The sequence below is a fragment of the Caulobacter soli genome, assembly GCF_011045195.1.
In the GTDB taxonomy this organism is placed as follows: domain Bacteria; phylum Pseudomonadota; class Alphaproteobacteria; order Caulobacterales; family Caulobacteraceae; genus Caulobacter; species Caulobacter soli.
Map to the genome: position 1 here is coordinate 2,511,412 of NZ_CP049199.1, position 20,552 is coordinate 2,531,963.

General features: G+C 62.4%; 19 protein-coding genes. 11 read left to right on the top strand and 8 right to left on the bottom strand.

Annotated elements, in window-relative coordinates; genetic code table 11:
* Nucleotides 1-355 precede the first annotated feature (355 nt).
* Genes G3M62_RS11735 through G3M62_RS11755 form a run of 5 tightly spaced genes read left to right on the top strand, consistent with a single transcriptional unit; the run spans nt 356 to nt 4,688 of the window.
* Nucleotides 356-1,267 carry an AAA family ATPase gene (locus G3M62_RS11735; protein ID WP_165187202.1) on the top strand — a complete coding sequence of 304 codons (912 nt, stop codon included), beginning with the start codon at nt 356-358 and terminating at the stop codon, nt 1,265-1,267.
* Complete coding sequence (locus tag G3M62_RS11740) at nt 1,264-1,740, top strand: hypothetical protein (protein ID WP_165187204.1); 477 nt, start codon at nt 1,264-1,266, stop codon at nt 1,738-1,740. Before G3M62_RS11735 ends, G3M62_RS11740 begins: the two co-directional genes overlap by 4 nt.
* On the top strand, nt 1,737-2,237 hold the full coding sequence (locus tag G3M62_RS11745) for an HORMA domain containing protein (RefSeq protein ID WP_165187206.1): 501 nt from the start codon (nt 1,737-1,739) through the stop codon (nt 2,235-2,237). The genes G3M62_RS11740 and G3M62_RS11745 overlap by 4 nt, the downstream gene beginning before the upstream one ends.
* Nucleotides 2,237-3,139 carry a CBASS oligonucleotide cyclase gene (locus tag G3M62_RS11750; protein ID WP_165187207.1) on the top strand — a complete coding sequence of 301 codons (903 nt, stop codon included), beginning with the start codon at nt 2,237-2,239 and terminating at the stop codon, nt 3,137-3,139. The genes G3M62_RS11745 and G3M62_RS11750 overlap by 1 nt, the downstream gene beginning before the upstream one ends.
* A 37-nt stretch (nt 3,140-3,176) precedes the next feature.
* Nucleotides 3,177-4,688: an SAVED domain-containing protein gene (locus G3M62_RS11755; protein ID WP_165187209.1), complete on the top strand. Its 1,512-nt coding sequence runs from the start codon at nt 3,177-3,179 to the stop codon at nt 4,686-4,688.
* A 111-nt stretch (nt 4,689-4,799) separates the two neighbouring features.
* On the opposite strand, the gene G3M62_RS11760 is transcribed toward G3M62_RS11755, so the two are convergent.
* Entirely contained in the window at nt 4,800-6,353 is a 1,554-nt protein-coding gene (locus G3M62_RS11760) for a hypothetical protein (RefSeq protein ID WP_165187211.1), read from the bottom strand.
* Nucleotides 6,354-6,662: 309 nt separating this feature from the next.
* On the opposite strand from G3M62_RS11760, the gene G3M62_RS26955 reads away from it, so the two are divergent.
* The 4 genes from G3M62_RS26955 to G3M62_RS26960 all read left to right on the top strand — a co-directional run bounded on the left by G3M62_RS26955 (nt 6,663) and on the right by G3M62_RS26960 (nt 11,651).
* On the top strand, nt 6,663-7,268 hold the full coding sequence (locus G3M62_RS26955) for a recombinase family protein (RefSeq protein ID WP_165187212.1): 606 nt from the start codon (nt 6,663-6,665) through the stop codon (nt 7,266-7,268).
* A 645-nt stretch (nt 7,269-7,913) separates the two neighbouring features.
* A complete protein-coding gene (locus G3M62_RS11770; protein WP_165187214.1) occupies nt 7,914-9,710 on the top strand; it encodes a Mu transposase C-terminal domain-containing protein in 1,797 nt (598 codons plus the stop codon).
* The gene (locus G3M62_RS11775) at nt 9,707-10,573 is read left to right on the top strand and encodes a TniB family NTP-binding protein (RefSeq protein WP_165187216.1); all 867 of its coding nucleotides are present in this window, start codon (nt 9,707-9,709) and stop codon (nt 10,571-10,573) included. Before G3M62_RS11770 ends, G3M62_RS11775 begins: the two co-directional genes overlap by 4 nt.
* A complete protein-coding gene (locus tag G3M62_RS26960) occupies nt 10,566-11,651 on the top strand; it encodes a TniQ family protein (protein WP_165187218.1) in 1,086 nt (361 codons plus the stop codon). Before G3M62_RS11775 ends, G3M62_RS26960 begins: the two co-directional genes overlap by 8 nt.
* A 187-nt stretch (nt 11,652-11,838) precedes the next feature.
* Here the strand turns inward: G3M62_RS26960 and pstB are convergent, their stop codons facing one another.
* The 6 genes from pstB to G3M62_RS11810 form a co-directional block, all read right to left on the bottom strand.
* Complete coding sequence (pstB, locus tag G3M62_RS11785) at nt 11,839-12,645, bottom strand: phosphate ABC transporter ATP-binding protein PstB (protein WP_165187219.1); 807 nt, start codon at nt 12,643-12,645, stop codon at nt 11,839-11,841.
* Nucleotides 12,642-13,490 carry a phosphate ABC transporter permease PstA gene (pstA, locus tag G3M62_RS11790; protein ID WP_165187221.1) on the bottom strand — a complete coding sequence of 283 codons (849 nt, stop codon included), beginning with the start codon at nt 13,488-13,490 and terminating at the stop codon, nt 12,642-12,644. Before pstA ends, pstB begins: the two co-directional genes overlap by 4 nt.
* 8 nt (nt 13,491-13,498) lie before the next feature.
* On the bottom strand, nt 13,499-14,467 hold the full coding sequence (gene pstC, locus G3M62_RS11795; RefSeq protein ID WP_165187223.1) for a phosphate ABC transporter permease subunit PstC: 969 nt from the start codon (nt 14,465-14,467) through the stop codon (nt 13,499-13,501).
* A gap of 68 nt (nt 14,468-14,535) precedes the next feature.
* A complete protein-coding gene (pstS, locus tag G3M62_RS11800) occupies nt 14,536-15,579 on the bottom strand; it encodes a phosphate ABC transporter substrate-binding protein PstS (RefSeq protein WP_165187225.1) in 1,044 nt (347 codons plus the stop codon).
* 87 nt (nt 15,580-15,666) lie between these two features.
* Nucleotides 15,667-16,554, bottom strand: coding sequence for a LysR family transcriptional regulator (locus G3M62_RS11805; RefSeq protein WP_165187227.1), 888 nt, complete (start codon nt 16,552-16,554; stop codon nt 15,667-15,669).
* A gap of 59 nt (nt 16,555-16,613) precedes the next feature.
* Nucleotides 16,614-17,606, bottom strand: coding sequence for a DUF4118 domain-containing protein (locus G3M62_RS11810; RefSeq protein ID WP_165187229.1), 993 nt, complete (start codon nt 17,604-17,606; stop codon nt 16,614-16,616).
* Nucleotides 17,607-17,736: 130 nt separating this feature from the next.
* Here G3M62_RS11810 and G3M62_RS11815 point away from each other — a divergent pair, with 130 nt between their 5' ends.
* Both G3M62_RS11815 and G3M62_RS11820 read left to right on the top strand, forming a co-directional pair.
* Nucleotides 17,737-18,303 carry a recombinase family protein gene (locus G3M62_RS11815; protein ID WP_165187230.1) on the top strand — a complete coding sequence of 189 codons (567 nt, stop codon included), beginning with the start codon at nt 17,737-17,739 and terminating at the stop codon, nt 18,301-18,303.
* Nucleotides 18,304-18,395: 92 nt separating this feature from the next.
* Entirely contained in the window at nt 18,396-19,736 is a 1,341-nt protein-coding gene (locus G3M62_RS11820) for a porin family protein (RefSeq protein WP_165187232.1), read from the top strand.
* Between the two features lie 122 nt (nt 19,737-19,858).
* Here the strand turns inward: G3M62_RS11820 and G3M62_RS11825 are convergent, their stop codons facing one another.
* Nucleotides 19,859-20,398 (bottom strand): hypothetical protein, encoded by a 540-nt coding sequence (locus tag G3M62_RS11825; protein ID WP_205691998.1) that lies wholly within the window; start codon nt 20,396-20,398, stop codon nt 19,859-19,861.
* Nucleotides 20,399-20,552: the final 154 nt, after the last annotated feature.

Sequence of the window (20,552 nt, forward strand, 5' to 3'; positions counted from 1 at the left end):
CGATTCCCAACCCGTTTCCGAGTCGGTAAGCGAGCAATAGCGGCGGCCGCGTAAGCACACAATGGCCGCGACTGCTAACAGCGCCGTTGGCCGGCTCGGATGTATCCAAATCATTCCTCCAGGGTCGTGAAGGACCCTCAGTAGGTACAGCGCGCGCTGGCGGCTGACCCTACGTCCCATTTTGTCGGGGAGGTCTGGTTACATCCGCTCGCGACCGTGAATGCCGCAGCCATTCAGCGGCCGAGCGCCAACCAAAGGAGGGGCCCATGGTCCCTAGCGCCGACCTCGACACCGCCCACTGCTGTCCTCGTTCAACGCCACCAGCCCGTCAGGCCGCTCGTCTGGAGGTCCAGCTATGAGGGACGGTCACGCCTATAACGCGGAACTGCCCAAGGGCATCAGCCGCAGCCGGCCGCTGCCGGACGAGAAGCTGGGCGCTTTGTGGGACTCCATCGTCATTGAGGAGGAGACCAAAAAGCAGCTTCTGTCCCAGGCGGTGCTCAACTTCACCCTGCGGGGCAAGGTTGATCGGACCGTCATTCCCCTGCACGGCGTCATCCTGCTCACCGGTGAGCCCGGCACAGGCAAGACGTCGCTGGCGCGGGGGCTGGCTCATCGCACGGCGATGGCGTTCCGGGGCGGCCGGTTCAAGCTGCTGGAAGTCGAGCCCCATTCCCTGACCAGCTCGGCGATGGGCAAAACCCAGCGGGCAGTTTCGGACCTCTTTTCCCAAGCGATCGCCGAGGCCGCCATGAGCGGGCCCACGATCGTCCTATTGGACGAGGTCGAGACCCTGGCGGCCGACCGCTCGAAGATGAGCTTGGAAGCCAACCCCATCGACATCCACCGCGCCACCGACGCGGTCCTAGTGCAGTTGGACGCGCTGGCCGAGCGGTTCCCCGATCTGCTCTTCGTGGCGACGAGCAATTTCCCCGACGCCGTCGACAGCGCGTTCACCTCCCGCTGCGACCTGGTCCTGCGCGTGCCGTTGCCCGACCGGGTGGCCTGCGGCCAGATCCTGCGCGACTGCCTGACGGGCCTGGGGAGGACCTATCCCGAGATCGGTCGCCTGGCTTCCGCGCCGGGCTTTGAGCGCTGCGCCCAGGAGTGTGTCGGGCTCGATGGCCGCGCGATCCGCAAGATGGTGGCCAACGCCTTGGCCTGTCGCCAGGAAGTGGCGATGGATCCGGCCAAGGTCACGCTCGATGACGTGCTGCGCGCGGCCCAGCGCGCCAAGGCCAATCGCACGGGGGGCAGGTCGAAATGACCACCGTCGCCAGTCGCAGGTTTTCCAGCACGCCTCAACGCGACGCCGGCGCCACCTGGCGCGCTGTCGTCGATCTTCTGACGGGGGGCGCGACCGGCGCCAAACGCGACGAACTGCTGGCCGTGGCCGGCGTCGCCTCCAGCATCATCGCCGACAAGGCGGCCAAGGACGCGGCAATCGTCGTCACCTGCGATGGGCCGCGCACCCGCATCTATTGTCTCTACGACGATGACGCCATCGACGGCTCGGACGCCAACGAAGACGCCCTTGGCTATGATCCCCTGGACGGCGATTGGCGCGTGTCGCTCCCTTGCGAGCCCGACGACCTGGCTTGGGTCCAGGGCGCGCTGAAAAAGCACAGCACGCGCATTACCGCCCGGGACAAGGCCTCGGCCACCGGCGGCGAAAGCGCCAGCAGTGGCCAGAAGGCCGCCGGCCTGGTCCTGGACCCGAAAGGATTCCTCGGGTCATGACCGCCGTCACCGTCAACACCTACACCCACTCGGTCACCTACGTGGCCGACAACATGCTCAAGAGCCTCAAGGACATCATCCGTCTGAGCGGCCTGGACCCCGCCGCGTTCATCGACGACTGGGACGTCAACATGCGCGGCATCCGCACCTGGCTCGACACTGGCGACCTCGAAACCGTCAAGTTGGAGATTTTCGATCCAAAGACCGACGCGCTTCTTGTTCGCTGGGACATGGACGTCGTCTACGGCTGGAGCTCCGGCGACGGCAACTTCTGGGTCGACACCGAGCAGTTGAAGTACGCGATCCTCAAGGCCGGCGTGTGGCCCAGCCAGGCCAAGTATCGCCTGCTGCTGCACACCAAGCCGGGCCGTCCCGATGTGGCCGGCTGGAGCAAGGGCAGCGCCCGCTCGACCGCCGGCTTCACCAAGCAGTCCCTGGGAACGACGATCGATCACAGCGGCCTTGGGGCCAACGCCGGATACTGGAGGAAGGGCTGATGCTCACCGTCGATGAAGCGTTTCGGAAGTTCAAAAGCCGCCTGGAGCTGAACGACCGCGAGCAGAAGAACGCCACCGCGCGCCATACCGAAGTGCGCGACTACATCCGCGCGAAGTTCAAGATCGAGAAGGATTTCCTGACCGGGTCCTACAAGCGGCACACCAAGACCAAGCCGCTCAAGGACATCGACATCTTCTTCGTCCTCAAGGACTCGGAGCGCGAAACGTACCGCGACAAGGCACCGTCGGTGGTCATCGGTGACTTCTATGACGCCCTGGTCGAGAAGTACGGAGCCAGCGCGGTCCGCAAACAGGGCCGTTCGGTCAATGTCGATTTCGGTATCGTGGCCGACGCCGAGGACAACACCGACTACCGGGTCCTCAGCGTTGACGTCGTCCCGGCTTTCACCTGCGGTGCCGACTACGAGATCGCCGACACAGACAAGGGCGAGTGGATCAAGACCAATCCGGAAATCCACGCCTCTAAGGCCGTGGCCGCCCACCAGGCCTATTCTAACGAATGGAAGGGCTTGGTGCGCATGGCCAAATATTGGAACAACAACCCCCGTCACGGCGAAAAGCCGGTCAAACCCTCGTTCCTGATCGAGGTCATGGCGCTCCAGTGCCTGTACGGGGGCTGGCAAGGCCGGTTCGACTACGAGTTCCAGTCGTTCTTCCAGACCCTGGCCGACAGGATAACCGACGAATGGCCCGATCCGGCCGGCCTTGGCCCGCCGATCAGCGACGGCATGGACGCGGCCCGCAAGCAGCGGGCGAAAACCCTGCTGCAGGCAGCCAGCCGCGACGCCAGTCTGGCGATCAATCTGAGCCGGCAGGGGAAGAACGGCGAGGCGCTGAAGGCCTGGCGCGCGCTCTTTGGGCCCAAGTTCCCGCTGTCGTAGGGGCGCGTCGCGCCGACCGCATATTCTGGAGATCATCATGGCCGATGCGGTGACGCCGCGATGGAACGGCGACAAGTACCAGGCGCGGGTATTCTGGCATAACGCCCTGCACATGCTGGCCACGGACTCGGTCGTCGTGGAGGTCACCTTCGAGGCCGATGCGCCCAAGGCCTTCGACGACGTCGTGGTCAAATATGATCCGCCCATCGCGGGGTCAGGACCGGTGCGGGTGCCTGCGACCTATCACCAGGTCAAATGGCACGTCGAGCTGGGTGGCCGCTTTGGCTACAAGGACTTCATTGAGCCAGACTTCATCGGCGCGACCAGCGTGTCGCTTCTCCAGCGGCTGCGCGAGGCCAAGAAGATCGCGCCCGCTGGCGCCCAGTTCGACTTCGTCACCACCTATCGCATCCATGACGACGACCCTCTGTCGCCGCTGCTGTCGGGGACCGATCGCTCGATCCTCATCGACCGCCTGTTCGACGGAACCACCGACCGTAGCAAGACCGGCAAGATCCGTAAGCTCTGGCGCGAGCACCTGGGACTGGCTTCGGACGACGAGCTGAAGGCCGTCGTCTCGGGGCTACGCATCTTCGATGGGCAGCTGTCGCTCGATGAGTTGCGCTCCCAGGTCAATCTGCGGGCGGAGGTGGTCGGCGCCCTGACCTGCCGGACCAACTCCGACTTCCGCTATGACGGCTTGGCCCAGGCCCTCAAATCGCGGCGCCTCAACAGCTTCACCCGCGAGACCTTGCGCGCGATCCTGGCCGAGGAAGGACTGCTGGTGGAGGTCGCGCCCTTGGTGGACGCGCCGCTGCCGGTCGCCATTCGCAGCTTTCACGGTCTGGCGGCCGACCTGAGCATCGCCTCGCCCGAGAACACCCTGGTCCTGACCGAGGCGTTCAATCAACGATACCTGCGCGCGGATCGTAGCTGGCAGGACGACATCGGGCCGCGAGTTTCCACCTTCCTGGCCGAGGCCGTCCGGCGGTCGGGGAAGCTTCGCCTATCGCTGGACGCCCATGCCTCCATCGCCTTCCTGGCCGGCTCGGTGCTGGACGTGAAATCGGGCGTCGACACCACCCTGGTCCAGAAGGGGCGGGTCGGTAGTCGCGAGTGGCGCGCCGACGATGGAACGGAGACGGACGCGGCCAGGCTCGTTGTGACCTCGGCGGCGCTGGGCAAGGGTAGGGACATCGCCGTGGCGTTGGGCGTGTCGCGCGACGCCGAAAAGGAAACGCGCGCCTATATCGCCAAGTCGCTGAAGGGTGTGGGGAAGCTCCTGACGTTCGCGATGCCGTCCGGGCCTGGGCAGCAAGTCGTCGCCGGCGGTGGACACGCCGCGGCATTGGCCGAGCAGGTCGCCAACCAGGTTCGCGACGCCCGAGAGGAACCCGACGCGGTCGTGCATATCTTCGCGGCCTGCCCCAACAGCGTGATGTTCTTCCTGGGTCAGGAACATCGCGGCGTCGCGCCCTGCGTCGTCTACGAGTTTGACTTCGATCGCCGGGGCAACAAGAGCTACCAGCCGTCCTTTGTCATCGAGTAGGCCATGAGCACCTGGCCCACGAACGTCGCGTTCTTGGAGGCAGCCCAACTTCTGCTCATGGCGCGTTTCGCGTCAAGCGAACGGCCTTGCAAAACGGCGGACCAAATCCTGCTATCCGCCCCAGGCTGCCTCGTTGGCCTGACGCCTGAGCTTTTGGATCAGCCGGGATAGGGGGGAGAGCCAACCCGCATCTGTGCCCGTTGCGGCAATGATCGTGTTGATGTCGTGCAGATGCGCCGCCACGAAGTTGAAGAGTGTGTTGTAGCCGGCAGCAGCCGCCTGAACTGCACCGGCTCCCAATGCGCTGGCCTTAAAGCCATCCACCAGAATAGACATGCCGGTCTCGCCCAAAACATGGCCAATGCCGATGGCAAGCCCACCTATGACCAGCCCGGCGACCTGGCGAGAGCGAGCAGAATGCGGTCCCGTACCCACCGACTGAACGGCGTCGGCAACCAGCGTCTGAGTCGCCGGAGAAAAGAGTGCCGTCGCCTGCTGAATTTCGGTCGCGAAGCGCGTGGCTGCCCGCTCAAAGGCTTCGATTGTCCGCTCCGGCATCTGGTAGGCCGCAGCCCCTTCGACGAGGGCCTGGCCGTCTGGGTTGTTCATCACGAAGGCGCCGTGGAGGGCAATCAGATCATCAGCTGCGAGCGGGGCGTCGTTCGGCAGAGGCGGCAATTCTTCACGTTCGATCAGATCGCGGGAATGCCGGTAGGCGTTCTCAAGCATTACGCCACGGGCATAGGCACCACCGATGGATGGTGTGTCGCCCCTCAAGACTTCCTCGTAGTTCTGAGCAGCCCGAAGCAGGTTGATGTGGGCGTTGGTGCCCGCGAGCGATTGCACCAGCCGTTGGGCGGCCTCTCGAAGCGGCGCGAGTAGAGGAGATGGCGGCCGGAGATCCGCTGGCTCAGGCCAGCCTTGGAAATCCAGACGCCCAAGCTCGTCTCGGCCGAATTTCGGAACTGAACCGTCGCCCTGGCCGCCGGCTAATTGGGCCGCCACGGCCTCCATCAGGCTCTCGACGCTGACGTCTTCCTCGTCGTCGTCATCGAAGTCTGGCGCTTGGGTCGCGTCGTCTAGGTCGCCATCGTCGAAGTCGCTGAAGTCCTTTGACGCCCAATCGAACAGCCCGTCGCTTTGGATTTCATCGACCGCGGCCTCGATCAAACCCTGCGGAGCGTCGGGGAAATTGCTTTCGACCTCCTCGCGCGCATCGAAGGGACCACCATTGACCCATTGATAGCCGCCTTCGGCGCTGACGTAGGGCAACCGGTTGGCGGGATCCTCGAAGTTCGCGTGGAACCACTCCACCATCGCGTCGATCTGCGATTTTCGCTCCTCTGCCGTGAGGGATGAATCTTCGTCTTCCGAGTCGGGCTCGTCGGGTTCGAACTCGATGGAAAAATCGAAGTTCTCGATCAGCTGGTGAGGGCCGATGTTCTGGTCGATGTCGTCCAAGATGCCGACCGGATATTCCCATGCCTCCCACGACAGCAAGCCCAGATCAGGATGGTCGATTTCTGCGGCGAACTGGAGCCGCGGGCCCATCTGCTCCTCATCGCCACCGACCTGGTCCCAATCGAGCTCCTCGGCCTCGATGCGATAATCGACCTGCGTCGCGGCATGGCGGATCAAAGCTGTGCCGTTGATAGCCACCGTCACGTGTGTGGGTCCTTATCGAGCGACGCTTGGGTAGAGCTTTAGAAGATTTCTCTGCATGGCCGCAACAAATGTCCGCTCAGCTTTGCGCCGCCACGGAAGGGGGCGGACGGGGTGCTGAAGGTCCGAAGTCTGGAGAGGTCCGATGTTCCGCTTCTGGCGCATATCAGATCCTATCGTCGAATAGGATGAAGCATGCTCGGCTCGAAAGGTGTAAGTTATGCGCCATGGCCCGGAACTTACCTTTTTCTGTAATATTAGCCATATTATGAGCCAGCCCGCCATCACCCCCTAACTTTTGAGCCAATAGCGATGCGGATCGCCTACTATAGGGTTTCGAGCGGCGATCAGAGCATTGAAGCTCAACGTCATGCGTTGGGCGGCGGCTTCGATCGGGAGTTTTCCGATGTAGGCGTAAGCGGGGGCGTTCCAGCCGCCGCCAGGCCCGGTTTTACTAAACTATTGGAGCAAGTCCGCCGCAGCGATGTCGTCTGCGTCTACGCAGTCGATAGGCTTGGGCGGGATGCGCTCGACGTTCAGGCGACCGTTCGCCGGCTAATGGACGAGGGTGTCGTTGTAGATATTCACGGAATAGGGACCATTGACGGGCGAGGGGTAGGCGAGATCGTTCTCGCCGTTCTTGCCCAGGTCGCGGATCTGGAGCGCCGCCGAATTCGCGAGCGAGCTGACGCAGGTCGAAATGCCGCAAGAGCCGCCTTATTATCGACAGGCCGCACGCACAGGGGCAAGGAAAGTCTGGGTCGCCCGATGAAGAGCAGCCCAAATGCCGTAGCGCGATGGAGAGAAGGAAGCGGCGCCAGCATTAGAGCAACAGCCGCACATTTTGACCTCTCGACCGCAACGGTAAAGCGCTACTGCGCACAGGTGGCTGCGCGAACCGTCGAGAGTTCGAAATAAGTATTTTCGAAATCTACGGCTAGAGCAAATACTTCGCCGCAAGCATACCCGCAGCGAAAATTCCTGCGCCTAGCGCTAGGCTAGCTAACATAATTGCCGTCAGTTCGCGACCTGCGGGTCGCATCCGAGCGCGCTCGAATGCGCGATCTATTCGCGCAAGATGCGCAATGTATTCTTCGCGTTTCATACAGAAATATCTATTTCCGCTTGTGTTCAGAAGTTATTACCTAAATCGATGGACCACTTAGTTGAAAAGCGAATGAAGCGAGTCAACTCACAGCGTGCTGCACTATAATGCAGTATAGTTTATCGCTAAAAGCGCTTGCGATTCTAAAATTCGAGATCACGATTAGGTGCTCCGCGACAAATTCGGAATCGCGAAGTTGGACTGGAAGATCTGGGAGGCTCGGATGCCCTCAAGCTAACTGCGCAATAGCGCCTTGTCACCGGAAAGCGAAAGGCTTGAGCGTGCCAGCGCCCAAGCCTTCAAGGGGTTATCTATAAACTGATATACCTCTACCTAGATAATCCTCTCGCATTGCGACTAAGTCAATCGCCCTTTGAAAGGCGCGAGAGGCTGCATGCGACCGCTCTCCATCTGCATTTTCATCCGAAACGGTCAGGGTGCGCTCATTGCGGTTAGCGATGCCGCACACCGGCCTGATCATTGCGTATGCAGGTCATGTCATGTCGAATTTTCAGCACTCCAACCACGCGCTGCAGAAAGAAGACAGCGCAGAGCGATCACCTGAAGATCTATCCGTAAAATGTTTCGATAGATTTGAATCAGATGACGAATTCAAATCTCAGGCAAAGCTATCTATTAATAATAATATCGAAGAAATGTCGAATGAACGCTTTGAACGGCTAGCGCTTCGCCTCAAAGCAACCAAAAGCATTCCCCCCAGGGGAGAACGAGTTCGAGCGGATGTTGAAGCCGCAGCCGCCGCGGTGGGCGTTCACCCTGCGACGCTATACCGAGACATGTTGCGTTTGGAGGGAAGGGGGAGTGTTCGCGATTTATTGCCTAAAGCGCTTGGCTTTCCAAAAGGTCGCTCTCGCTTAAGCGCACGGCAGGAGGAAGTGATCTCTCTGTGCATCCAATCCCATTTTCTCACACTAGCTCGCCCATCCACGGTGAAGGTCGCCAAGAAAATCGGTGACATGTGCGAGGATGAAGGCCTCCCACGCCCTAGTCGTGCAACCGTCATTCGACGCCTCAATGCGATCCCAAAGAGAATCGTTGCTCTAAAGCGTCACGGACCCAAGGCCGCCGAACAACAGACCCCTAGGCCTGGCAGATATGTTGTGGCGCGACCTTGGGATGTTTGGCAAATCGATCACACCCTGGCCGACGTCATCGTCGTTGACCGTGACGGCAAGCCGATCGGCCGTGTTTGGCTGACTATTGTTCTCGACGTCTGTACACGCATGGTCGTTGCTTATTATGTCGGTCTAGAGCCACCCTCAACCATACGAGTTGCGGCCACTCTGGATTTGGCTGTTTCACCCAAAGCGGCTTGGCTCGCCGCCCGCGGGCTTGACTACGTTTGGCCTGCCAAGGGTCTTCCGCTCTTACTGCACAGTGACCGCGCCAAGGAATTCACATCGCCCAACCTCAGGCGGGCTCTGCTCAATCACGGCACAGATACCTTCTATCGGCCGCCCGGCCGAACGCGGTTCGGGGGCCACATCGAGCGCCTGATTGGAACGATGATGGGAACATGTCGCCTGCTGCCTGGCGCGACCCACAACAGTCCGTCCGCCCGGGGCAACTACGATAGCAAAGGGGCGGCTCGACTCGGGATCGATGACTTGGAGATGTACTTTGCCCATCAAATTCTGGGCATCTATCATCATGCTAAGCACAGCGCTCTGGGAATGAGCCCTTTGGACGCTTGGGCAAAACGGCCGAAGGGTTGGGAGCCTGAATGCCCCGGCGACATGGAAACCTTCCGCCTCGATCTTTTCCCGGAATGCTCGCGGACAATTACTCGCCAAGGCGTTAGTGCGTTCGGCGATGAGTATTACAGTCGGGAGTTAGGCGAGGCCTACATCGCCGGCGCTCGCAAGGTGGTTGTCAAATATGATCCGAGAGATCTTTCCCAAATATATGTGAGGGTGGCCAACGGGCGTTATCTTGTAGTTCCTTACAGGCTTCAGCGAGAGGAGCCAGCTCCGACCCTTTGGCTCCACAAAGCCGGGCGGCGAGCTCGGACGCAGGCGGGAGATTCCAGCCGCGACCGCGCCACTATTCGGAGGGCCAACGAAGCGGCTGAGCGGGTCATCGAAGAGTCCTTGAAATCTGACAAGATTAAACGACAAGCGGAGCGATTAAGAAGAGACCGCCTAGCAGCGGCTGAATTCCGTTCGGCGATGCCGGCACCGTCCACGCCCGATGATGATGATTGGGGCGGTGCATTCGGGGGAGGGGAGCCATGACAACTTCTCTGTTCGGGCACCTTCACCCTGACATACGCCACCTCGCCACAGCAGACCGTCAGGTTCGCAAAACCTGCATCCTTACTGACCAATGGATTAGCTATCCCGCTGGCGAGGACGCCATCGAGCGGCTCTTCGAGTTACTCGACATGCCGCCGCGGATTCGCATGCCTTCGATCCTGTTTTGGGCGCATCCCAATATGGGAAAGACGCATATTCAGAAACGCTTTCTAATGCTTTGCGCTGCTAGGGGGGCGATGTTCGTTGAGGCGGTTTTATGGTTGGAGGTAAATGACGGGCTGACAGAGAAGCGGCTCTACCTGGATCTCCTCGCCGCGCTTAACGCGCCCGCGCCTGATGCGACGACATCCCGATTGCAGGCGATGGTGCTGAGGCAGTTGAAGGCGCGGGGAATTCGCCTAGTTATCCTCGACGAATTGCAACGCGTCACAGAGCTTCGCCCAAGAGACCAACGGGCGATTCTCAATGCTCTAAAATACATTTCTAATCAGCTATCGATTAGTATAGCCGGATTTGGCTCTGGCGAGGCGAGAGCGCTGATTCAGTCGGACCCTCATCTCGGGGAGCGTTTTGATATCATCGCGCTTCCAAAATGTAACAAAAAAGAGAAATGGCTTGTTGATCTGGTTCGGGCTCGTCTCGAGCTCATACCGCTACGAAAACCAACTCAGGTCGATCGTCAGTTTATGACGGTACTGCTTCTGCATTCGAATTCATTGCTTGGAAGGATGTTTCGCCTCTTGGAGCGAGCGGCCATCGCAGCTCTCGATAACGAAGAATGCCTATCGGCTGATCTCATTGAGGCTGTCACGCTACGTCGACGGCTTGCTGAGAATGGATAGCCCGTCAGGCGCTCCGCGCGATCTCTCTGCACTCGCTCCGCCGTCCGAGGTCGACGAGGTTATTTCGTCTTGGCTAGTTCGTACCGCTGATGCGCACCTCCTCACCATCTCCGAACTGGAGCACGAGATCGGGGGCTCGATTGCTGCTCTTGACCGAGGAGACTTGAGCCTCCTTCCGCGGCTGTCCGTGATGTTGCGGATCGAGATCGCAACTTTGAGCGGGATGGTGCTGCCGCATTTCATTGAAGCGCCGGCACGAAGCGGGCGGCCACCGCCCCATTGTTGGTGCGTTTGCCGCTCTTGCTTGGAGGGCGACCGAGAACAGGGGAGGGCACCCTATGTGCGCCAAGTTTGGACCGATCCATTGTCGGTCTATTGCCTAACGCACAAAGTCCCTCTCGTCCCCCACGGCAACTCCGAAATTAAAATCGCAAGCGACCTAACTTTATTTAATGGTAAATCACCAAAATTGGAATCTAGAGATATTTATCTAAACCGCACATACTTCGATGACGATGAAATGATTTCTTATGTTGGAAATGCCCTAAGTAGTCGCGACGAATCTCACACTCACGACCTTCCATTTCTTAGGTGTGCGGTCTGCGATATTGTTGATGCTCTTGCGACGAACATGAGAACACCAAACATGGGGGCATTGATATCGTTGGTAGAAAAGCCAATGGTGAAACGAAGGTCGCTGCCTGGCTCAAATACCATGCCGGATTCTTGGTGGAGCGATGTCGAAGCTAGAGAGCGTCTTCTATATACGAGGATCGCACTTCTTTTTCTTGCGGAACCGCAGAGCCCGACCTTTCATTGGATGCCTTCACCATTTGGGCGAAGTTGGTTTGTGAAGCGTCTGTGCGGCACGGAGAACATCGAGTGGCTCAGGGGCGCAGCCCTAGATCCCTTGATTTTGATGGTTATGGAATTGCCAAGCCATGCCATCTCCAGACTGAACATCAGCTCGTTGCGATGGCCCAGAAAGCTAAGACAGCGTTGGACGTACGCCGTCGCTGCTGCAGCGCTCGGCCGCCATAGTCGCAGCATATCGAGTCAGCCAGTCGCAGAGTTTTGAGTCAAAAATCCGGAAGGGCTGAACTTTGGATGCAACTGGTTGCAGGGGGCGTGCGATTCGCAGGGTTTGGAGTCAGTGACAAAGGGACGCCGTCTGGCTTGTTGTAGATGTTCATCGTCTAAGTAATATTATCGGAAAATATTACATAGCGGCGTGCAGCGGCGCGCATCGCGTCCACGGCCTGCCGTTAGCCGAACCGTCCACTTATGTAGTCCTGGGTCTGCTGGACCTGTGGTTTCATGAACATGTCGGCGGTCGGGGTAAATTCGACCATGCGCCCCATGAACATGAAGCCGGTATTGTCGGAAATCCGCGCCGCCTGGCCCAGATTGTGGGTGACGATCACGATGGTGAAGTCGCTCTTCAGCTCGCCGATCGTCTGCTCCAGCTTGGCGGTCGAGATCGGGTCCAGCGCCGAGGCCGGCTCGTCCAGCAACAGGATTTCGGGCTCGACGGCGATGCCGCGCGCCACGCACAGGCGTTGCTGCTGACCGCCGGACAGGCTCAGGCCCGAAGCGTGAAGCTTGTCCTTGACCTCGTCCCACAGGGCCGCGCGGCGCAGAGCCTTCTCGACCACCTCGTCCATCACCTTGCGCGACTTGCTCTCGTAGAGCCGCACGCCGAAGGCGACGTTGTCGTAGATCGACATCGGGAACGGCGTGGGCTTCTGGAACACCATGCCGATGCGCGAGCGCAGCTTGGCGATGTCCTTGACCGCCAGCAGGTTCTCGCCCTCGTGGTCGATCGTTCCGACCGCGCGCTGGCCCGGATAGAGATCGTACATCCGGTTGAAGGTGCGCAGCAGGGTCGACTTTCCGCAGCCGGACGGGCCGATCAGGGCGGTGACCTTGTTGCGGGCGATCGGCAGGTCGACGCCGAACAGCGCCTGGGTCTTGCCGTAGAAGAAATCCAGCCCCTTGGCGCGCAGGGCGACGCCGTCGGTGGGCTCGGCGATGAAAGGCTTGAGGTCCTTGAGAGCGTCGTGGGCGGTCATGGGCGCGTGTTCCCCCGCGCGACGATCACGCGGCCAATGATGTTGATCGAAAGCACCGTCAGGGCGATCAGCAGCGCGCCGGCCCAGGCCAGGGCGCGCCAGTCGTCATAGGCGCTGAGCGCGTACTGGAAGATCACCGCCGGCAGGCTGGCCATCGGCTTGGTCATGTCCAGGGCGAAGAACTGGTTGTTGAGGGCGGTGAACAACAACGGCGCGGTCTCGCCGCTGATCCGGGCGAAGGCCAGCAGGCCGCCGGTCAACAGCCCTCCCCCCGCCCCGCGCCAGATGATCTTGCGGATCGTCACCCAGCGGGCCGCGCCAAGGGCCACGCCCGCCTCGCGCAGGGCGTTGGGCTGAAGCCTCAGGATGTCCTCGGTGGTGCGCGTGACCACCGGCGCGGCGATCAGCGCCAGCGCGACGCCGCCCGCCAACCCGGAGAAACCGTGGAACGGCCGCACGATCAGCTCGTAGACGAACAGCCCTACCAGGATCGACGGCGCCGACAGCAGCACGTCGTTGAGAAAGCGCACCACGTGGCCATAGGGGGTGTCGCCGCCATATTCGGCCAGCCAGGTTCCGGCCAGCATGCCGACGATCACCGCCAGGACCATGGCCGTGGCGCACATCGCCGCCGAGCCGACGATCGCGTTGCGCAAGCCCCCCAGCGAACCCGGCGCCGGCGTGTCCTTGGTGAAGATCGTCAGGTTCAGGCCGCCGAAGCCCTGCTTCAGCAACGAGACCATGATCAGGCCCAGGGCCGCCAGGGCCAGCAGGGTCGCCAGGCCGCACAGGGCCACGAAGACGGCGTTGGCGGCCCGTCGGCGAGCGCGTCGGTCAAACAGCATGCCGGGCCTCAGTCATTGCGCTGGCGAAGCAGCAGCGCGCGGGCGATGGCCAGCACGCTGAAGGTGATGACGAACAGCACCAGGCCCAGGGCCGTCAGGGCCGCGGTGTGCATTTCGCCGGTGGCCTCGGTGAATTCGTTGGCGATGGTCGAGGCCAGGGTCGAGCCGCTGTCGAACAGCGACTGCGGCAGGCCATGCGCGTTGCCGATGATGAAGGTCACGGCCATGGTCTCGCCCAGGGCCCGTCCCAGACCCAGCATGACCACCCCGACCATGCCGCTGCGGACATAGGGCACGGTGACAGAACGGACGACCTCGAACGGGGTGCAGCCGATGCCGTAGGCGCTCTCGCGCACCTGGGTCGGCACGGTCAGGAACAGCTCGCGAAACACCGCCGCCATGTAGGGCAGGATCATGATCGACAGGATCAGCGAGGCGGTGAAGATGTTGGCGCCGTTGGGCACGCCGTAGAACACCTTCTCCCAGATCGAACCGCTCGGGATGTTCATCATCAACGGCAACTGGACGTGCAGCGCGAACCACGGCGCCAGCACGAACAGGCCCCACATGCCGTAGACGATCGACGGGATGCCGGCCAGCAGCTCCACCGCGATGGCGATCGGCTGGGCCAGGCGCTTGGGGCAGAACTCGACCAGGAACACCGAGATCCCCAGCGCCACCGGCAGGGCCAGGATCAGGGCCAGGGCCGAGGTGATCAGGGTGCCCGCGATCGGTCCGGCCGCGCCATAGACCTCGGTCACAGGGTTCCAGGTGGTGCTGGTGAAGAAGCTGAAACCGAACTTGTGGAGCGCCGGCCAGCCGCCGATGGCCAAGGAGACGACGATGCCGCCCAGGGCGGCCAGCAGCAGGGTCGCCGCGGCCAGGCAGGCGAACTGAAAGATCGGATCGAACCACGCGCCTTTCGACGCGGGGCGCGTGGTCATCGAGACGGCCGTGGGTCGGGACAGGTCGGACATCAGCTTCCGCCAAGAGAAAACGGGCGGGAGCAAAGCCCCCGCCCCTCGCAGGTCCAATTTCCGTACGCTTACTTGGAAACGTAGACCGGCTTGCCGTCCGACCCCTTCACCTGGGCCGCCCACTGCTTGCGCATCATCGTCTTCACGGCGGCGGGCATGGGCACGTAGTCGAGAGCGCCGGCGGCGGCGTCGCCGTTCTTGTAGGCCCAGTCGAAGAACTTCAGGACGTCGGCGCCCTGGGCGGCGTTGTCCTGCTTCTTGTAGACCAGGATGAAGGTCGCGCCGGTGATCGGCCACGACTTGGCGCCCGGCTGATCCAGCAGCAGCAGGTAGTTGCCCGGAGCCTTGGTCCAGTCGGCGTGGCTGGCGGCGGCGGCGAAGTCGGCCGCGACCGGGGCCGGATACTGACCGTCCTTGTTCTGCACCAGGGCGTAGGTCGCCTTGTTCTGCTTGGCGTAGGCGTATTCGACATAGCCGATCGAGCCGATCGTCTGCTTGACGAACGCCGAGACGCCGTCATTGCCCTTGCCGCCCAGGCCGACCGGCCACTCGACGGAGTCGCTGGCGCCGACCTTCGACTGCCAGGCCGGGTTCTTCATCGACAGGTACGAGGTGAACAGGAACGAGGTGCCCGAGCCGTCCGAGCGGTGCACGACGGTGATCGGCAGGTTGGGCAGCTTGACGCCCTTGTTGACGGCGGCGATGCGCGGGTCGTTCCACTTGGTGACCGCGCCCAGATAGATGTCGGCCAGCAGCGCGCCCGGCAGGTGCAGTTGGCCAGGCATGACGCCCGGCAGGTTCACGACGGGCACCACGCCGCCCATCACCATCGGGAACTGCATCAGGCCGGCGGCGTCCAGGTCTTCGACTTTCAGCGGCTTGTCCGAGGCGCCGAACGCCACGGTCTTGGCCTTGATCTGCTTGATGCCGCCGCCCGAACCGATCGCCTGGTAGTTCAGGCCGACGCCCGTCTGGGCCTTATAGGTCTCGGCCCACTTGGCATAGACGGGCGCGGGGAAGGTGGCGCCGGCGCCCGAGATATCGCCGGCGTGAGCAGCCGTGCCGGCCAGAAGCGCCGCGCCGAGGGCGGTGGCCGAGATTTTCGTCAGCATAAGTCATCTCCTCGGGCGCCAACCGGTGGCCGCCCCCGAGACAGGACTTAGATGGAAAATATAACAGTGCCGTGACGATTTGTAAGTTCAACTTACGTCTTGGCGGCGCTTCGTCAGCCCCTGGACCAGGGCCAGGCTGCGACGGACTTCCAGGCGCAGCCAAAGCACCAAGCGCTCGGCGGCGTCGGCGACGCCCGGCTCGGACCGGGTCTGAACATCCAGCCACTCGCCGCCCGGCGCCTCGAAGCCGAGCGCCGTCAGACGCCCGGAAGCCAGGTAGGCTTCGGCGGCGAAGACGTTGGACAACACCACGCCGCCCCCTTGGGCCGCGGCCTCCAAGGCCATGCCGGCGTCGTCGAAGACATGGGCGCGAGGCGGCTTGACGCCGGGCGTCCAGCGCGCGGCCCAGGCGGTCCAGCCCCCCGCGCTGTCGGCGATCAGCGGCCCGCCGACGATCGCGGCCACGGAGTCGAAACGTCCGGCCTGGTCCGGTGCGCACAGCGGCAGATGGACCAGTTCGCACAGGCTGTCCTTGCCCGCCTTGGCCAGCCAGGCCAGGCGGATGTCGGCGTCGGGATCGTCACCCTGGGTGCGGACCTGCACCTCGACATCCGGCAGGGCTTCGCTTAGCCGCCCGATCTTGCCGGCGAACCACAAGCGCCCGAATGCCGCCGGCATCACCACCGACAGGGCGGTCGCGCCTTGCGGTCCGAGGATCTCGCGCAGGGTGCGGCTCAGGGCCTCCTCCGCTTCGGAATAGGTCTGGGCGAGGCGAAGGGCGGCCTCGGAGGGCTCCATGGCCCCGCCCTTGCGCTCGAACAGTCGCGCGCCGAGCTCGGTCTCCAGTCGACGGATCGACTGGCTGACGGCGCTATGGGTGATCTGCAGCTCGCGCGCCGCGGCGGTGAAGCTGCGGTGGCGGCTGGCGGCCTCGACGGCGCGCAGAGCGGTGAAAGGCGGTGAACGTTCGGTCATCGGGACGTGAGTCTAGCCGGGAAAGTTGAACTTACAATGACTCGCCGCCACGGGGATCCTCAATGAACCGTCGCGGGTCCGCCCCGCACGCCATGTGCGCCCGCCTCCAGCGGAAAGGTCAGCTCCGAGATCCGCCCTTCGTCGGCGGTGCGTGAGCTGAAGCGGCCACGCAGTTGCTCCACCATGGCCTCGATCAGTGAAGCGCGGCCGCGCTCGATCCCGACCGGGGCCAGTTCCCGCTCGACCTCGGTGATCCGCAGCTTGCCCATGCCGCGATCGCCCCGCAGGGCGATGCGCATCAGGCCCGGATCATCGGCGGCCAGACGCAGGTTCAGGCACTCCAGCAGAACGATGGCCACCGAGGTGGCCTGTTCGGACGACAGCCAAAGGCCGCCGTCCTCGAACTCGATCCGCACTGGCGGATGTTTGCGGGCCGACAGGGTGGCGTCCAGCAGCTGACGGGCGAAGGCGTCGAAGTCGAGCAGCTCTCCCCCCTCCCCGGCCAGGCTGCGATGGGTCTTGGAGATCAGCATGGTGCGGGCTGACGCCTCGGCCAGAGCCCGGGCCACGGCCTTGTCCGGCTCGTCCTTGGCCTGAAGTTGAAGAAGCGCCGCGACCAGTTGCAAGTGGTTGGTGACCCGTTCGTTCAGCTCGCCGAACAACGTGGCGTGGGATTGCGCCAGCCGTTCGGCCTTGGCCTGGGCGAGAGTCTTCTCGGCGACGGCGCGAGCCATGCCGGTGATGAAGTAGATCGCCACGCTGGAGGTCATGACGAAGAACATCAGGCTGGTCAGCGAATCCAGGTCGGTTTTGAACGCATAGGTCGGGCGGTCGAAGCGCCAGTAGCCGATCGTGGCAGACATCGCCGCCGCCAGGATCGCCGGCCGGCCGCCCAGGAAGTAGGCGCTGAGGATCACGATCGGATAGAAGACCGTATAGGCGTGGTTGGAGGCGAAGACCGGGTCCAGCGCCCAGCGCGTGGCCAGGCCGATCAACACCAGGCCCAGGGTGGCGGCGTACGCGCCGGCCCGGCCCAATCGGAAGTCACGCAAGGTCCCGCTCCGACACAAAGAACGAGCGTCTTTACGACGATTGAGCGACAGTTCCATGACGAGTGTTGGGTGTCAGTTTCATTGTAAGTTTAACTTGACTTGCTGGCGCCCTATCGCCAGCTTTCCGGCCATGCGTCTCGCTTATGTTCAGCTTGGCGGCGGGTTTCCGTCGCTGGAAACCCAGGTGCTGCGGGTCATGGCCCTACGCCCGGACGACTATACGATCGAGGAAAACTCCACCGACGCGGCGCGCCGGCGGGTCAGCGAACGGTTGGAGACTCTGGCGCCCGGAGACCATGTCTGCGTCTCGTCATTGGACATGTTCAACGGACCAGCCAAGGACATGACCGCCCTGCTCTCCAATCTCCTGGCGCGAGGTGTCGTTCTGGAAACCTTTGACGACAAAGGAGAAGTCGTTGAGATCGGTGCTTCTCGCGCCGAGCGCCTCCTGATGTCGTGGCTCGGCCAGGTGTTCGCCGACACCACAAAGCCCGTGCCCCGGCGAGTCACGCCCGCGAACCTCGAGGTGTTGTCCGACGCCGATATCGCCGAGATTCGACGCCTGTCCCGCGCCGGACTGTCGCTACGCCGGATCGGCCTGATCTTTCGCCGCTCTCCCAAATGCATCGAAGGCGTGCTGTCGGCCCATCCGGACACGGACGGAGAAGCCTTCGCCCGACGCAGCGCTGTTCGTTAAGTTAAACTTACATTCAACTGTCATAAACTTCACCTAACACCCCACCTCAGAGCCCGACTTACGAAAGCGGGCCGAACAAGGGGTTTCTCACAATGCAAAACAAGCTGTCGCTGCTCGCCGGCGCCGCCGTCGGCGTGGTGCTGGTCACGGGCGTCGCCGCGCCCGCCCAGGCCAAGCCGGTCAAGAAGCACGCCGCCGCCACCAGCTCGCAAGCCGCCGAACTGGCCGCCCTGAAGGCCCAGGTCCAGGCCCTGACCGAACGACTGAACGCCCAGGAAGCCGCCCAGGCCCAGACCCAGTCCACCGCTCAGGCCGCCCAGACCCAGGCCCAGGCCGCGACCGATCAGGTCGCCCAGGTCCAGACCCAGACCGCCGCGCAGATCCAGGCGATCCCGACGCAGGTGAAGACCGAGGTCGCCGCCGCGACACCCAAGCCCAAGACCTCGTGGGCAGACAACACCGTCGTCTCGGGCCGCATGTACTACGACCTGTCCAGCGTCTCGCAGAAGTCGAACGGCGTGAAGACCACGCCCAGCGGCACGGGCTTCGACATCAAGCGCTTCTATGTGGGCATCGACCACAAGTTCAACGACGTGTTCTCGGCCAACGTCACCACCGACTTCCAGTACTCGTCGGCGATCTCGGCCACCGAGCTCTACATCAAGAAGGCCTATCTGCAGGCCAAGGTCAGCGACGCCCTGGTCTTGAAGGTCGGCTCGGCCGACCTGCCCTGGGTGCCCTTCGTCGAAGACATCTACGGCTACCGCTACGTGGAAAACACCCTGATCGACCGCACCAAGTTCGGCACCTCGGCCGACTGGGGCGTCCACGCCTCGGGCAAGTTCATGGACGGCAAGGTGAACTACGCCGTCTCGGTGATCGACGGCGCCGGCTACAAGGCCCCGCTGCGCTCGCGCGGCATGGACATCGAAGGCCGCCTCAGCGTCGTGCCGATCGACCACGTCACCCTGGCCGTCGGCGGCTATTCCGGCAAGCTGGGCAAGGACACCGAAGGCGCGACCAACATCTATCACACCGCCAACCGCTTCAACGCCCTGGCCGCCTACACCACCAAGCAGTACCGCCTGGGCGTGGAATACTTCTCGACCGAGGACTGGAACAACGTCACCACCACGACCGGCGACAAGGCCGACGGCTACTCGGTGTTCGGCTCGTACAGCTTCACCGACCAGATCAGCGCCTTCGGTCGCTACGACTACGTGAAGCCCAACAAGGACACCGCCGACAGCAAGAAGGACAACTACTTCAACGTCGGCCTGACCTACAGCCCGGCCAAGATCGTCGACTTGTCGCTGGTCTATAAGCGCGACAGCATCGAGAACGGCACGCTGGCCACCTCGAACGGCACGATCGGCGGTTCCGACAAGGGGACCTACGACGAAGTCGGCCTGTTCGGTCAGTTCCGCTTCTAGATCGACCTGACGTCAAACGGAATGGGACGCCCACGGGCGTCCCATTTTGCTTTCTAGGTATCGTTCTCCCGGCCGTCCCGCGCCAGACCAGGAAACGCATTCTTCTCGTGTGACGTCCTCTGTCACTGCATATGCGCGTGCTCGCAGGTGACGCTCGGATTCATGTCGGCGAAGACGCCTTTCGGATTCGGCCGCCACGCCCAGACGTGCAGTTCGTAGAACGGTTTGAGGCCGTAGCGGTTCGGCGCGCCGGTGAAGCTGAAAAGCTGGCCCTTCAGCGACGCCGGCCCCTTGAACGCGATATATTCGACGGCCACGAGGTCCATCTTTCCGTTGGGCGACGGCTCGTACATCACCGCCTGGGGGCGTCGGATATCGGGCGTCTCGTCGTCGAGATATTTGGCGTTGACGTAGTGGACGCCCATCGCGCCGCCGTCGACGCCGCTGGTGCACGGAATGGGCGCATAGCCTTCCGCGACCGCCGCCGAGACGTCCTTGAAGCGCGCATTGGCCTCACGGACCGCCACAGCGAGGGAGTTGTCGGATGGCTTCATCGACGTCTTGGCGATCACTTCGGGACTTTGCCCAGTCAAGAGCGCCAAGAACGAAAAAAACGCGATGATCACCTTCGTCACGGCCATGCAAAAAGCTTTGGAAGTCATGGAGATTATGTTCCTAAGAGTTTGATTAGACGCCGTTTCGGGGAGGAGCTCCGAAATGGCCGGCCGATCTTAGGGACATGAAGACTTCGCGACAGGCGACGAAAGCGACAGAGAACAAGGGTGAAAGCGCTCAAATCCCCCTGTTTTCAGCGCG

Excerpts from the sequence above, each read along its gene's own strand:
- G3M62_RS11815 (WP_165187230.1), top strand. The coding sequence starts at position 17,737 with ATGCGTCTCGCTTATGTTCAGCTTGGCGGCGGGTTTCCGTCGCTGGAA.
- pstB (WP_165187219.1), bottom strand. The coding sequence starts at position 12,645 with ATGACCGCCCACGACGCTCTCAAGGACCTCAAGCCTTTCATCGCCGAG.
- G3M62_RS26960 (WP_165187218.1), top strand. The coding sequence starts at position 10,566 with ATGGATAGCCCGTCAGGCGCTCCGCGCGATCTCTCTGCACTCGCTCCG.
- pstC (WP_165187223.1), bottom strand. The coding sequence starts at position 14,467 with ATGTCCGACCTGTCCCGACCCACGGCCGTCTCGATGACCACGCGCCCC.
- G3M62_RS11805 (WP_165187227.1), bottom strand. The coding sequence starts at position 16,554 with ATGACCGAACGTTCACCGCCTTTCACCGCTCTGCGCGCCGTCGAGGCC.
- G3M62_RS11770 (WP_165187214.1), top strand. The coding sequence starts at position 7,914 with ATGCCGCACACCGGCCTGATCATTGCGTATGCAGGTCATGTCATGTCG.
- pstS (WP_165187225.1), bottom strand. The coding sequence starts at position 15,579 with ATGCTGACGAAAATCTCGGCCACCGCCCTCGGCGCGGCGCTTCTGGCC.
- pstA (WP_165187221.1), bottom strand. The coding sequence starts at position 13,490 with ATGCTGTTTGACCGACGCGCTCGCCGACGGGCCGCCAACGCCGTCTTC.
- G3M62_RS11740 (WP_165187204.1), top strand. The coding sequence starts at position 1,264 with ATGACCACCGTCGCCAGTCGCAGGTTTTCCAGCACGCCTCAACGCGAC.
- G3M62_RS11750 (WP_165187207.1), top strand. The coding sequence starts at position 2,237 with ATGCTCACCGTCGATGAAGCGTTTCGGAAGTTCAAAAGCCGCCTGGAG.
- G3M62_RS11735 (WP_165187202.1), top strand. The coding sequence starts at position 356 with ATGAGGGACGGTCACGCCTATAACGCGGAACTGCCCAAGGGCATCAGC.
- G3M62_RS11820 (WP_165187232.1), top strand. The coding sequence starts at position 18,396 with ATGCAAAACAAGCTGTCGCTGCTCGCCGGCGCCGCCGTCGGCGTGGTG.
- G3M62_RS26955 (WP_165187212.1), top strand. The coding sequence starts at position 6,663 with ATGCGGATCGCCTACTATAGGGTTTCGAGCGGCGATCAGAGCATTGAA.
- G3M62_RS11755 (WP_165187209.1), top strand. The coding sequence starts at position 3,177 with ATGGCCGATGCGGTGACGCCGCGATGGAACGGCGACAAGTACCAGGCG.
- G3M62_RS11825 (WP_205691998.1), bottom strand. The coding sequence starts at position 20,398 with ATGACTTCCAAAGCTTTTTGCATGGCCGTGACGAAGGTGATCATCGCG.
- G3M62_RS11775 (WP_165187216.1), top strand. The coding sequence starts at position 9,707 with ATGACAACTTCTCTGTTCGGGCACCTTCACCCTGACATACGCCACCTC.
- G3M62_RS11745 (WP_165187206.1), top strand. The coding sequence starts at position 1,737 with ATGACCGCCGTCACCGTCAACACCTACACCCACTCGGTCACCTACGTG.